The organism is Sphingopyxis bauzanensis (assembly GCF_002205675.1).
Taxonomy (GTDB): domain Bacteria; phylum Pseudomonadota; class Alphaproteobacteria; order Sphingomonadales; family Sphingomonadaceae; genus Sphingopyxis; species Sphingopyxis bauzanensis.
In genome coordinates this window covers 186,916-199,646 of record NZ_NISK01000002.1, presented here as the reverse complement: position 1 = coordinate 199,646, position 12,731 = coordinate 186,916, and the positions used below count along the sequence as shown (strand labels likewise).

Genomic DNA, 12,731 nt, shown 5'->3' with positions numbered 1-12,731 from the left:
CTCAGGCGGCCAGTACGCTGTTACCGCCCATGCCGATATCGTCGCCGCTCGCCCACACGCTGTGCGTCCCTGAACAAATGCGCTCGGGCAGCATGATCCGGCACACCGGCCCTGCGGCGATATTCTTGGCGTCGATCAGTACGCATTCGGATTTGTCGGTTTCGAGGTCGGCGATGAAGGAGACGAGATAGCCATCATCCTCATCCTTCGCGTTGATCCGCGGCGCAAAGGGCGCCTCGCTGCCAAAGCGGCCCGGGCCGAACGCATATTCCTCGCTCGTGCGCGCATTGAGGTCGTGTTTGACCAGCCCGCGGAACAGGAACCAGCCCGGCTCGGGGATCGCGCTATAGGCGTAGCGATAAGGCTTGCCCGCATAGCGGTGGTTGAACATGCCGAATTCGAGGTCGCGATCGTCGAGGCGTTCTTCCTTGGTCTGGCCCGTCACCAGATTGAAGCGCCAGCGGTGGAGACGCGGCTTGAGCAGCCCCTGGTCGAGATAGGCCATCATTCGCTCCAACCCGTCGGGCGCGTTGGGATAGGATTTGGGCATCGGCTCTTCCTGATAATAGCCGTCGAGGATGATCTCGTCGCCTTCCTCCCAAGCGTTGAGCCAATGCAGCGTGTAGGTCGGCGCGGCCTCGAACCAGCGGATGTCCTCCGGCTGGCCATGGCGCGGGATGATCGCAAAGCGCGTCTTCTGGTCGGGGTGAAATTGCACCACATGCAGCCGTTTTTCGAGCAATTCCTCGTTCCAATAGAGCGGCATGTCGTTGAGGATCGTGTAGTTTTCGGTGAATGCCATGTCGTGCGGAAGGCGCGGTCCGGGCAGCGGCACAGGGATATAATGTTTGAGCTTATTGTCCGGCCCGACGACGCCATAATGCATGTAAGGTGCGTGCTTCGAGTAATTGAAAAACATCAATTCTCCGGTCGCAAGGTCGACCTTGCAATGCGCCGAAATGCCGTCGAGCGGCACCCAGCTTTCGGTGCCATGCTGTTCGAGCGTGAACGGGTCGAGCCGGTACGCCTCGCCGCATTGATAAAAGGTCGAGATGATCTTGCCCGCATGGATCGCGACATCGGTCGAGCTGCTATCCTTGAGCCACTCTTGCGCCCCCCACCCATGGCGGGTCGATTTGTGCGGCGGTTCCATGAGGCCGGCCCAAAGCGACCGTCCCGCTTCCTTCTCGGCTGCGAACCCCTTGGTGCGGACAAATCGGCTGCGATAGCTCGCACGGCCGTCCTTGAACGAGATGGCATGGATGAAACCGTCGCCATCGAACGGGTGATAGCGGCCGATCGGTTCGTGGATCTGGTTCTCGCCGGTGCGCACATAGACGCCGTCGATGTCGGTCGGAATATTTCCGATCACCTCGGCATCGCCATTGGCGAAGATCGCGTTCCACTCGTTGTAGGTCGGTCGCCACGCGCCCTTCATATAGGGATGGTCGTTCGGCTGGATCGTCGTTTCAATGGTCTCGACAAGCTGGGCGGTCATGCGAGGACTCCTTCGGCGGGGGTAAAGCGCGGCCTTGCGGCAGCGGCATCATATTCAAAAACAAGGCGGTCGACGATTGTCGCCACCGGCTCGACACCGCGCACTGCGCCGACGCCTTGCCCGGCGGACCAGACATTCTTCCACGCCTTCGCCTCGTCCTGCGCGTCGGCAAAATTGGGTCGTTTGTCCTCGGGCATGTTGGCGGGGTCGTAACCCGCGGCGATCAGGCTCGGTTTCAGCCAGTTGGCGGTGACCCCGGTGATGCCCTTCGACGGCACAATATCCTCGGCGCCTGCGGCGACGATCATGTCCTTGTAGCGCGGCACCGCCATGCTCTCGGCGCAGGCGATCAGCGACGTACCGAGATAGGCGAGGTCGGCGCCCAAAATCTCGGCCGCGCGCACGGCATGGCCGGTGGAGATCGCGCCGCCGAGCACCAGCGGCCCATCCCAGAACTGCCGCACCTCCTCGACAAATGCAAAGCCAGCGGTGGCGCCAGTATGCCCGCCCGCGCCCGCGGCGACGAGCACCAGCCCATCCACCCCGGCGTCGGCGGCCTTGCGGGCAAAGCCGACCGAATTGACGTCGGCGAACACCAGCCCGCCATAGCTATGAATTTCCTCGACCACCCTTGCCGGGCTGCCGAGCGCGGTGATCACCAGCGGCACCTTGTGGCGCACGACGCAGGCGAGGTCCTCGGGCAACCGGCTGTTCGACGGATGGACGACCAGATTGACTGCCCATGCGGCAGCATCGGGATCGTGCGACAGCGCCGCGTCGATGCGGCTCACCCAATCCTCCAGATCGGCCGAGGTGCGCGCATTGGGGGCAGGGAAGCTGCCGATCACTCCCGCGCGCGATGCCGCAATCACCATCTCTGGTCCCGAAACAAGAAACATCGGCGCGGCAATGGCTGGCAGGCGCAAATTGCGCGTCAGCGCGGGGGGAAGGCCGTTCTGCAGCACCGTTATCCTCTCTCAAATTATCTGACTTGCATAACGATACTTAAAGCCGTTATGAGTCGCAAGGCAAGAAAAACATCGCGGGCGGTGGTCGCCAAGACGATGATGCGTGGGAGGATCCTTATGAAGAGCTATTTTGTTGCGCTGCTCGCTGCATCGGCGCTCGCGAGCCCCGGTATGGCTTTTGCGCAGGACGCGGCCCCGGCTGACGATCAGGGCGGGCTCGAGGAAATCATCGTTACCGCGCAGAAACGCGCCGAAGGGCTGTCGGACGTGCCGATCTCGATTTCGGCGATCAGCGGCAAGCAGGTCGAAAACTATGGCCAGACCAACCTCGAACAAATCTCCTCGTCGGTCCCCAACCTGAAAATCACCCAGACCGCGATTGCCAACCGCATCGCGATCCGCGGCATCGCGTCGGGCGACAACAAGGGCTTCGAACAGTCGGTCGCGATGTTCGTCGACGGCGTCTATTATGGCCGCGACCAGCTGTCGCGCCTGCCGCTCGTCGACATGGAACGCGTCGAGGTGCTACGTGGGCCGCAGCCGACGCTGTTCGGAAAGAATGCGATTGCGGGCGCGGTCAACATCACGACGCGCAGCCCGACCGACGAGTTCGAAGGGTCGGTGAGCGGCCTCTATGAATTCAACCACAAGGAATTGCAGCTGACCGGCGTGTTGTCCGGTCCGCTGAGCGAAGGCGTAGAGGCGCGGGTCGTCGGCTATTATCGCAAGATGGATGGCTATTTCTACAACGCGAAGCTCGACCGCGACGAGCCGAACGTCGACGAGAAATATTTCCGCGGCAAGCTCGAGTTCGATCGCGGCGGACCTTTTGCGGCCGAGCTCAAGCTCGAATATGCCGACTTCGAAATGAAGGGTCAGCCGCGCGACGTGTTCGGGGCGGTCGGCAATTACAATACGGTCTTCCAGGGTCCGTTCTTTGTCAGCACCGACCCCGATTATGTCCGCGAGGACAATGGCTATGAAAGCCGCAACAAGGTGTTCGGCGCGACGCTCAACGCCGATCTGGAGATCGGCGAGCATACGCTGACGTCGGTCACCTCGCTGCTCGATTACAAGACACGTGAGATTGTCGATGTCGATTTCTCGGGCATCAGCTTTCTCGACGGGACCAATTTGCAGGAAGACTACCGGCAATATTCGCAGGAGCTGCGGCTGGCGTCACCGGGCGGTGAGGCGTTCAACTATATCGCCGGTGCCTATTATCAGCACGCCAAGCTCGATGTTGACGATCAAGTCTTGTTCAACTCGACCTTCCTGGCCCTGGGGCCGCCGTTCAACGCGCTCGGCGATACCCGCAATGATCGCGTCTATTCGCAGAAATCGGACCTGATTTCCGTGTTCGCGCAGGGCGAGCTGGCGCTGAGCGAGCGGTTCAGGATTACGGCTGGGGCGCGCTTCAACCATGAGAAGAAAAGCGGCAGCCGCGATCTGCGGATCGTCCAGGGCCCGCTCAACACCTTCAACCCGCTTGTCGTCGCCGGAACCTTCCGCGCGCTCAATATCGAAGCCCACAGCATATCGGGCAAGCTCAGCGAAGACAGCTTCAACCCGATGGTCAACGTCCAGTTCGACGCCACCGACGAGCTGATGCTCTATGCCTCGTTCGCGCGCGGCACCAAGGCGGGCGGTTTCGACATCCGCTCGAATTCATTGCCGGGCTCGACCACCGTCGCAAAGCCCGGCGCTTTCGAGTTCGAAGATGAAAACGCCGACAATTTCGAAGCGGGGCTGAAATACAAGGGGCGCAATGTCGCCTTCAACCTGTCGCTCTATCGCACCACCTACAAGGATCTGCAGGTCAACATCTTCGACGGCACGCTGAACTTCAACGTCGCCAACGCTGCGGGCGCGCGCACGCAGGGAGTCGAGGCCGACTTCCGCGCTGCGATCGCCGACGGACTGACGATCAGCGGTGCGGTTGCCTATCTCGATTTCAAATTCACCAACTTCACATCGGGCCAATGCTATTATCTGCAAGTCCCGGGGCCGGGAGGATTTTGCGACTATACCGGGCTGCGCAACGCGCTGTCGCCGAAATGGTCGGGCAACCTCAACCTCGATTATACGACCCCGATCAGCAGCGACATGAAGGTGGCGTTCAACCTCAACGCCGACTTCTCCTCCTCCTATATCGCGTCGGCGAACCTTGATCCGCGCACGCATCAGGACGGCTATGTCAAGCTGGGGGCCAGGCTGGCGCTGGGGCAGATCGACAATCGCTGGGAAGTGGCGCTGATCGGGCGCAACCTGACCAACCAGCGCATTCTGCAAACCGCCAGCTCGATGCCGCTGGCAACGACGATCACGCGCAACGCCGGCAACGCGTATAACGGCATCGTCGATCGCCCGCGGACAATTGCGGTGCAATTGACGGGGCGCTTCTAGCGGCCTCTCCCCAGGGAAGAGGGAGCGCGGGCACCGCTCCCTCTCCCGACCTTGCCTTGTCGATGTCGGGTCGCTGGGGTAGGGCGGCGGCAGAGCAAGGAATGGCTTGGGCTTGAAACACGATCGCACCATCAGAGCCTGTTCGATCTGGCGCGCGCTCGACGTGGTCGGCGATGTGCCGGTGCTGTTGCTGATGGAACAGGCGCTGCTCGGCATCCACAGCTTTGACGAATTTGTCGCGCGCACCGGGCTCGCCCGCTCAGTGGTCAACGGGCGCCTCAAAAAGCTGGTCGAGGAAGATTGCCTGGCGAAAGTGCCGCGCAAGGCCGGCCGCGGCTTTCACTATGTGCTGACCCAAAAGGGGCGCGACCAGTTTCCCAACGGCCTGATGATGCTACGCTGGCAGCACAAATGGGAAGCGGACAGCCGCGATTTTCAGGTTCATTTGCACCATGCAACGTGCGGCCAAGCGACCGAACCGGTGCCGACCTGCGGCCATTGCCGCGCCGAGATCGACCCCCGCGACGTCGACTGGCGCGAGGGGCCAGGACTTGCGCAGGTCGTGCCGCACTATGAGCGCCGTCGTTTCAACGGCGACGTCGGCACCCGCCGTCCCGGTGGCCGCCCGTTGGTCGACACGATGATCGAGCTGTTCGGCGACCGCTGGGCGACGCTGGTCGTCCGCGCGATGTTCACCCATATCAATCGCTTCGACGAAATCCAGCGCGACACGCTGATGGCGACCAATATCCTGACGGGGCGATTGGAACGGTTGGTGCGGCAGGGGATCATTCGCGCTGTCCCCTATTCCGACCGCGGCGACCGGTTCGAATATCGCCTGACTGCCAAGGGACGCGACCTATATCCGGTGCTGCTCGCGCTGCTGCATTGGGGCGACCGCTGGTTTTCGGACGAGCGCGGGCCGCCGGTGCTGCTCACCCATCGCCCCTGCGGTCACGACCTCAACATGGTCGTCGCGTGCAGCGATTGCGGCGACGAACTGCGGCTGGAGAACAGCCGTTTCACCGTCGAGCCGACAGAAACGTAGCCCACGAAATAATCATGCGTCGCCCACTGGCGCGCGCGGGGCCGACTGGTTACATGGGCCGCCACCAAACGAATCGCGCGTGCCGCCCCGAAATGCGGGACAGGCGCCGCCCGCACCAGAAAGTGGCCCCGATGGAAATCACGACCGGTCTGACCTTTGACGATGTGCTGCTGGTGCCCGGCCCATCCGAAATCCTGCCCAGCGATGCGATCCTTTCAACCCAGCTGACCAGCGAGATCAGCCTGAACATCCCGATCCTGTCGTCGGCGATGGACACGGTGACCGAGGCCGACATGGCGATCCTGATGGCGCAGATCGGCGGCATCGGCGTGCTCCACCGCAATCTGACGATCGAAGAACAGGCGGCCGCGGTGCGGCAGGTGAAGCGCTTTGAAAGCGGGATGATCGTCAATCCGATCACCATCACGCCCGATGCGCCGCTGTCCTATGCCACCGCGCTGATGGACCAGCACAAGATTTCGGGCATTCCGGTGGTTGAGACGGGTGGCAGGCTGGTTGGCATCCTGACCCACCGCGATGTGCGTTTTGCCGACAATCCGGGTCAGCCGGTGCGCGAGCTGATGACCGCGGAAAACCTTGCCACGGTGCGCCCCGGCGTCGGCCAGGACGAAGCGCGCAAACTGCTTCACCAGCGCCGCATCGAAAAGCTGCTGGTTGTCGACGACGATTATCGCTGCATCGGGCTGATCACTGTCAAGGATATGGAAAAGGCGGTCAATTTCCCCGATGCGACCAAGGACAGCAGCGGCCGCCTGCGCGTCGCCGCGGCGACGAACACCGGCCCGACGGGGATTGAGCGCGCCGAGGCGCTGCTCGAGGCCGAATGCGACCTGATCGTCGTCGACACCGCGCATGGCCACAGCAAGATGGTCGCGCAGACGGTCGAATCGATCAAGAAGCTGTCGAACCGTGTGCAGATCCTCGCGGGCAATGTCGCGACGGGCGACGCGACCAAGGCGCTGATCGACGCAGGCGCGGACGGGGTGAAAGTCGGCATCGGACCCGGATCGATATGCACGACGCGGATCGTCGCGGGGGTCGGCGTGCCGCAGCTCACCGCGATCATCGACAGCGTCGAGCAGGCTGCCAAGCAGAATATCCCGGTGATCGCCGACGGCGGCCTGCGCACGTCGGGCGATATTGCCAAGGCGCTGGCTGCCGGCGCTTCGTGCGTGATGGTCGGCTCGCTGCTCGCTGGTACTGCCGAGGCGCCGGGCGAAACCTTCCTGTTCCAGGGCCGCACCTACAAGAGCTATCGCGGCATGGGCAGCGTCGGGGCGATGGCGCGCGGCTCGGCCGACCGCTATTTCCAGCAGGACATCAAGGACCAGATGAAGCTGGTTCCTGAGGGCATCGAGGGTCAGGTGCCGTTCAAGGGTCCGGCCAAGGATGTCATCCATCAGATGGTCGGCGGCGTGAAAGCCGCGATGGGCTATACCGGCAGCCGTACCCTTGCCGATTTCCGTGACCGCGCCAAATTTGTACGGATCACCAACGCGGGTCTGCGTGAAAGCCATGTCCACGACGTGTCGATCACCCGCGAGGCACCGAATTATCCGGCTGGGTAATCTGCCCAGTCGTCATTGCAAGCATAGCGAAGCAATCTAGAGCGGCTATCCACTGCCCTGGAACGCTTCGTCGCTTCGCTCCTCGCAATGACGGGGAAGAAAGGCTGAATCCATGACCCCCGCTGCCCGCGTTCAAACCGCGATCGAGATCCTCGACGTCATCGCCGCCTCAGCGCGCGATGGCGGCGCTCCCGCCGATGCGATCTTTGCCGAGGCGATGCGCGCCCGCCGCTATGCCGGCTCGAAGGACCGCCGCGCGATCCGCGGTCTCGTCTATGATACGATCCGCCGCGTGCGTTCGGTGCCCGCGTCGGGCCGCGCCGCGATGCTCGCGCTCGCTGATAGCGACGCGCAGCTCGCCGCGCTGTTCGACGGTGCTTCCTATGGCCCCGCCGCGATCACCGCCGACGATCCGCGCGCCGAAACCGGGCTCGCCACCCCCGCGCTGATAAAATTGTTCGACCCGCTGGTCACCAAGGCGGAGCACGCCGCGATGCTCGCCCGCGCCCCGCTCGACCTGCGCGCCAACCGCCTGCGCTCGAGCCGCGATGAGCTGGCGATGATTTTCCCCGACGGCGAAGCGATCAACGGCCTCACCGACGGCTGGCGCCTGCCGGGCGAAACCGCCGCGGTCCAGAACCCGGCCTATGCCGAGGGGCAATTCGAGGTGCAGGATGCGGCGAGTCAATTTGCCGCCGCCGCGCTCGCCGCCGACGCCGGGCAGGTGGTCATCGATCTGTGCGCGGGCGCCGGCGGCAAGACGCTCGCCATCGCTTCGGCAACCAATGACGAAGCCACAATTCTCGCCTGCGACACCAACCGCGCACGGCTGCAACAACTGGCGCCGCGCGCGCACCGCGCGGGCGCGACCAGCATCGAAACGCTGCTGCTCAACCCAGGACAGGAACGCGCGATGCTCGCCGACCAGATGGGCAAGGCCGACCACGTCATCGTCGATGCCCCCTGTTCGGGCAGCGGCACCTGGCGGCGCAGCCCCGAACTGCGCTGGCGCTCGACCCCGGCGCGGCTCGACCGCCATGTCGCCGATCAGGCGAAACTGATGGACATCGGCGCGGCGCTGCTGGCGCCGGGCGGCAAACTCCTCTATGCTGTCTGCTCGATCATCGCTCGCGAGGGGCGCGCACAAGTGGATGATTTTCTGACCCGTCATCGCGGCTGGACCGCCGATACCGGCTATTTGCCAGGCGGCATTGGCCGCGCCGCGGGCCGTGGTTTTCTGCTCACCCCAAAGCACGACGGATGCGACGGATTTTTCCTCGCACGACTGACAGCGCCATGTTAGCATCCCTGCAATGAAGCGATGGGAGAATGCGATGCGCGTCAGTTTTCTGGCTCTATCTGCGGGTTTGATCCTTGCCAGCCTGCCCACGGCATCGGATGCCCAGCGCGCCGATAACGACATTTTCCCGCGCTCGATCGCGCTTCAGCAGCAAGGCCAAGCGGCGCAGGAAGCCGGCGATCTGAACCTTGCGGTCGACTTCTATGAGTCGTCGCTCACCGCCGACCCGCGCAACCGTTCGGCGATCATCGCGCTGGCGCAGGTCGCGCGCGCACAGGGTCTGCCGGGCAAGGCGATCGGCCTCTATCGTGAAGCCCTTGTGCTCGAACCCAACGACATCGTCGCGCTGACCGGGCAGGGCGAAGCTTTGGCCGACAAGGGCGCGCTGGAACTGGCGCGTCAGAAACTCGCCGAAGCGCAGCGGGTTTGCAGCGACAAATGCCCACAAGTGGCGGCGCTGGAAAAAACGATCTCATCGAGCGCGTCGAAGCGCGTCGTCGCTGCGGAGGCTTTGGTGCCGAAGCCGGTCGTCGCGACGGTGGGTACGACGAGCAAGAATTGACCGTCGCCCCCCGCGAAGGCAGGGCCGACTGTTGGCCCGCTATTGCCCCAGCGCCCGCGCCAACGCTGTCCATTCCGCAACACTGACCGTCTCGGCTCTGCGCGTCGGGTCGATGCCGAGCACCTCCGCCGCGGCAACCGCGCCTTCCAAGCCCTTCAGGCTCTGGCGCAGCATCTTGCGCCGCTGCCCGAACCCCTTCTCGGTCAGTTTCGACAGCAATTTCGGATTGACGCCGTCGGGTTGCTCGGCCGGTACGACATGGACAATCGCCGACATCACCTTGGGCGGCGGGGTGAAGGCTGAGCGGTGGACTTTCATGGCGATCTTCGCGGTCGATCGCCACTGCGCCAGCACCGCGAGCCGCCCATAGGCGTTACTTCCGACCGGCGCGACAATGCGTTCGGCGACTTCCTGCTGGAACATCAATGTCAGCGATAACCAGCGCGGCGGCCAACCCGCCGGCTCCAGCCAGCGCGTGAACAGGGCGGTGCCGACATTGTACGGCAGATTGGCGACGATATGATAGGGCGCCCCGCCGGTCAGCGCATCGACGTCGACTGCCATCGCGTCGTCGGCGATCACCGTCAGCTGGCCCGGAAACGCTTCGCTGAGCTCGCCGAGCAGCGGCAGGCAGCGGTCGTCGCGTTCGACCGCGATCACCTTTGCCCCGGCGCGGAGGAGCGCCCGGGTCAGTCCGCCGGGGCCGGGGCCGACCTCGAACACCGTGGCGCCGTTCAGATCGCCCGGAACTGCAGCGATGCGATCGAGCAATTGTTCGTCGAACAGAAAATTCTGGCCCAGCGCCTTGCTCGCCTGCAAGCCATGCGCGCGAACCGTCTCGCGCAGCGGCGGCAGATGCGGAGCGGCCCGCGCCGTCACTTCGCTGACGCGCAGCGGCGCTCGCGCGCCATCGCCAGCTGGGCGGCCATTGCGATTGCCGCGATAGTCGGACCGGGGTCGGCTACCCCGCTACCGGCGATGTTGAACGCGGTGCCATGGTCGGGCGAGGTGCGGATGATCGGCAGGCCGAGGGTCAGATTGACCCCGTCGTGGAAATGCAGCGCCTTGAACGGGGTCAGGGCCTGATCGTGATAGGCGCAGAGTAGCGCGTCATAACGCGCGCGGACGGCGGGCGCGAACAGGCTGTCGGCGGCGAGCGGGCCATCGACGATGATGCCCTCCTCGGCGAGCTGGGCGACCGCGGGCACCATGATCTGCTCTTCTTCGTCGCCAAGCTGGCCGCTTTCGCCGGCATGGGGGTTCAGGCCCGCCAGCGCGATGCGCGGGTGTTCGATGCCGAAATCGCGTTTCAGCCCGCGCACGACGATCCGCGCTTTGGCCACGATCAGCTCGACCGTCAGCCGCCCTGAGACTTCGATCAGCGGAATATGGACGGTGAGCGGAACGACGCGGAGCGAGGGCCCCGCGAGCATCATGACGGCGTTGGTCGCGGTCACGCCGCAGCGTTCGGCGATGAACTCGGTCTGGCCCGGATGGGTATAACCAATGCTGTGCAGCGCGAATTTCGACACCGATCCGGTGACCAGCGCCGAACTCGCCTGGTTGCGGGTCAGCCCGATGCCGGTTTCGAGCGCATGGAGCGCGCAGGTTGCGCCCGCCGCGGTAGGTATGCCAGGCGTCAGCGGCCCGCTGTCTTCCAGATGCCAGACGGGCAGGGCATCGTTGAACGTCCGCTGGACCTCATCCATGTCACCGACCCGGGCGATCGGGCCATCCCAAACTGCGGCGATCGCCGCGGCGTCACCGATCGCGACGAAGGGGGGCAGGTGGTTTTCGCGGCGCGCCGCCCAGGCCCGCGCGGTGACTTCGGGTCCGACGCCGGCCGGGTCACCCATGGTGACCGCTACCGGCTGTCGAAGTTCGGGATACGGCATTAGCTATATTCGATCACGGCATCCCGGCGGAGATCGCGCAAATAACGCTGAGCCCGCTTGTTGACCTTTTCTTCGAGCAGGCGCGCCTCGATCTGCTCAAGGTTCGGCGCGGTCGCGGTCTGTGGCATGTCGCGACCGCAAAGCACCAAAACGCTGACGCCCTCGTTCGCCGCGCCAAAGGGCTGGGTGGTTTGGCCGATCTGCAAACTGGTCAACGTATTTTGCAGCGGTGCGGGCAACGCCCGCATTTCGATATTGTCACGCGAGACCACATTGGCGCCAAGCTGCGCCGCAACCGCATCGGCGCCCCCGCAACCTGCGATATTGCGCGTCGCTTCGGCGAATTGACCGGCAAGCTCGGATGCCCGCGCCTGCGTCGTCCCGGCCGGGAAATCGAGCGAGATCTGCTTGAGGCTGAGCACCGCATCGCGCGGGTCGGCGGTCAGCACCTGGCGCCGGTCGATCATCAGCATGATCGACACGCCGCCGGGAACCTGGATCGGCCCGACCAACTGGCCCGGCTGCATCGTCATTGCCGCCTCGGCCATCGATGCCGGTAACTGGCCAGCCTTCACCCAGCCCAGGTCGCCACCGACGACCGCGGTCGATGCTTCCGAGAACTGGCGAGCATAGGCGGCGAAGCTGCCCCCCGCCTGCAACGACTGAATGATTTTTTGCGCGTTTTCGGTGACCGCAGTGACATTTTCGGGGGGCGCCGACAGATAGATTTCACCAAGATGAAACTCATCCTGACCCTTGGAATCGTTCATCCGCTGGACCACCGACTCCACTTCGTCGGTCGATACATTGGTTGTCGACTGAATGTTGCGCGACAGCAGGCGATCCCAGGCGAATTCGCCACGGATCTGTTGCTTGACCGCCGCCGCAGACGAGCCTTTGCTGGCAAGATAGGTCGTAAACTGTTCGGGCGTCTGCTTGAAGCGAAGCGCGAGCCGTGCGAACTGGTCGTTGACGACATTCTCGTCGATCGTGATGTCGGCGGCCTTAGCCTCTTGAATCTGCAACTTTTCGTCGATCAGGTTGCTGAAAACCTGCTGCCGCAGCCGCTGCAGTTCTTCGGGCGGCAGGGCGACATCGTTGTTGGCGATACGGATCAGCGCCATCCGCTGCTCGATATCGGTCGCGGTGATGATCTCGCCGTTTACGGTCGCCGACGGGCGATAGACATTCCTGTTGGCATCGCCGAAAATCTGAACATTGCCCGGAATGTTGAGGCTGGTCGTCGGAACTTCGTCGTCGCCGACAGTCTGCGCCAGCACAGGCGTCATTCCGGCGGCGGTCACGGCGATCAGGCCAATCATGGTCGAAAATTTGGTCATCTTTACCCTATTCGAGAAGGTCCGGACGCTCCGTATCAGCGGAGACGCCCGATGGTCCAGTGCAATCCACCATCCAGACCTGTTTGAAGTCTGCCGGTAGCGAAGCGACGCTGAACCTAGGCTGA

General features: G+C 63.8%; 10 protein-coding genes. 5 read left to right on the top strand and 5 right to left on the bottom strand.

The window, feature by feature from the left end:
* Position 1 precedes the first annotated feature (1 nt).
* Both CDQ92_RS07500 and CDQ92_RS07495 read right to left on the bottom strand, forming a co-directional pair.
* Positions 2–1,498 (bottom strand): carotenoid oxygenase family protein, encoded by a 1,497-nt coding sequence (locus tag CDQ92_RS07500; RefSeq protein WP_088440796.1) that lies wholly within the window; start codon positions 1,496–1,498, stop codon positions 2–4.
* Positions 1,495–2,463 (bottom strand): NAD(P)H-dependent flavin oxidoreductase, encoded by a 969-nt coding sequence (locus CDQ92_RS07495; protein ID WP_088440795.1) that lies wholly within the window; start codon positions 2,461–2,463, stop codon positions 1,495–1,497. Before CDQ92_RS07495 ends, CDQ92_RS07500 begins: the two co-directional genes overlap by 4 nt.
* Before the next feature lie 120 nt (positions 2,464–2,583).
* On the opposite strand from CDQ92_RS07495, the gene CDQ92_RS07490 reads away from it, so the two are divergent.
* The 5 genes from CDQ92_RS07490 to CDQ92_RS07470 all read left to right on the top strand — a co-directional run bounded on the left by CDQ92_RS07490 (position 2,584) and on the right by CDQ92_RS07470 (position 9,371).
* Positions 2,584–4,872 (top strand): TonB-dependent receptor, encoded by a 2,289-nt coding sequence (locus tag CDQ92_RS07490; protein ID WP_229667171.1) that lies wholly within the window; start codon positions 2,584–2,586, stop codon positions 4,870–4,872.
* 112 nt (positions 4,873–4,984) lie between these two features.
* Positions 4,985–5,920: a winged helix-turn-helix transcriptional regulator gene (locus tag CDQ92_RS07485; RefSeq protein WP_088441454.1), complete on the top strand. Its 936-nt coding sequence runs from the start codon at positions 4,985–4,987 to the stop codon at positions 5,918–5,920.
* A 131-nt stretch (positions 5,921–6,051) separates the two neighbouring features.
* Entirely contained in the window at positions 6,052–7,509 is a 1,458-nt protein-coding gene (gene guaB, locus CDQ92_RS07480; protein WP_088440794.1) for an IMP dehydrogenase, read from the top strand.
* Between the two features lie 112 nt (positions 7,510–7,621).
* Positions 7,622–8,812 (top strand): RsmB/NOP family class I SAM-dependent RNA methyltransferase, encoded by a 1,191-nt coding sequence (locus CDQ92_RS07475; protein ID WP_088440793.1) that lies wholly within the window; start codon positions 7,622–7,624, stop codon positions 8,810–8,812.
* Between the two features lie 31 nt (positions 8,813–8,843).
* Complete coding sequence (locus tag CDQ92_RS07470) at positions 8,844–9,371, top strand: tetratricopeptide repeat protein (protein WP_088441453.1); 528 nt, start codon at positions 8,844–8,846, stop codon at positions 9,369–9,371.
* 39 nt (positions 9,372–9,410) lie between these two features.
* Here CDQ92_RS07470 and rsmA read toward each other — a convergent pair whose 3' ends face one another.
* Genes rsmA through CDQ92_RS07455 form a run of 3 tightly spaced genes read right to left on the bottom strand, consistent with a single transcriptional unit; the run spans position 9,411 to position 12,606 of the window.
* A complete protein-coding gene (gene rsmA / locus CDQ92_RS07465; RefSeq protein ID WP_088441452.1) occupies positions 9,411–10,226 on the bottom strand; it encodes a 16S rRNA (adenine(1518)-N(6)/adenine(1519)-N(6))-dimethyltransferase RsmA in 816 nt (271 codons plus the stop codon).
* 20 nt (positions 10,227–10,246) lie between these two features.
* The gene (gene pdxA, locus CDQ92_RS07460; protein ID WP_088440792.1) at positions 10,247–11,266 is read right to left on the bottom strand and encodes a 4-hydroxythreonine-4-phosphate dehydrogenase PdxA; all 1,020 of its coding nucleotides are present in this window, start codon (positions 11,264–11,266) and stop codon (positions 10,247–10,249) included.
* A complete protein-coding gene (locus tag CDQ92_RS07455) occupies positions 11,266–12,606 on the bottom strand; it encodes a peptidylprolyl isomerase (protein WP_088440791.1) in 1,341 nt (446 codons plus the stop codon). The genes pdxA and CDQ92_RS07455 overlap by 1 nt, the downstream gene beginning before the upstream one ends.
* Positions 12,607–12,731: the final 125 nt, after the last annotated feature.

Excerpts from the sequence above, each read along its gene's own strand:
- guaB (WP_088440794.1), top strand. The coding sequence starts at position 6,052 with ATGGAAATCACGACCGGTCTGACCTTTGACGATGTGCTGCTGGTGCCC.
- CDQ92_RS07500 (WP_088440796.1), bottom strand. The coding sequence starts at position 1,498 with ATGACCGCCCAGCTTGTCGAGACCATTGAAACGACGATCCAGCCGAAC.
- CDQ92_RS07470 (WP_088441453.1), top strand. The coding sequence starts at position 8,844 with ATGCGCGTCAGTTTTCTGGCTCTATCTGCGGGTTTGATCCTTGCCAGC.
- CDQ92_RS07490 (WP_229667171.1), top strand. The coding sequence starts at position 2,584 with ATGAAGAGCTATTTTGTTGCGCTGCTCGCTGCATCGGCGCTCGCGAGC.
- pdxA (WP_088440792.1), bottom strand. The coding sequence starts at position 11,266 with ATGCCGTATCCCGAACTTCGACAGCCGGTAGCGGTCACCATGGGTGAC.
- CDQ92_RS07475 (WP_088440793.1), top strand. The coding sequence starts at position 7,622 with ATGACCCCCGCTGCCCGCGTTCAAACCGCGATCGAGATCCTCGACGTC.
- CDQ92_RS07455 (WP_088440791.1), bottom strand. The coding sequence starts at position 12,606 with ATGACCAAATTTTCGACCATGATTGGCCTGATCGCCGTGACCGCCGCC.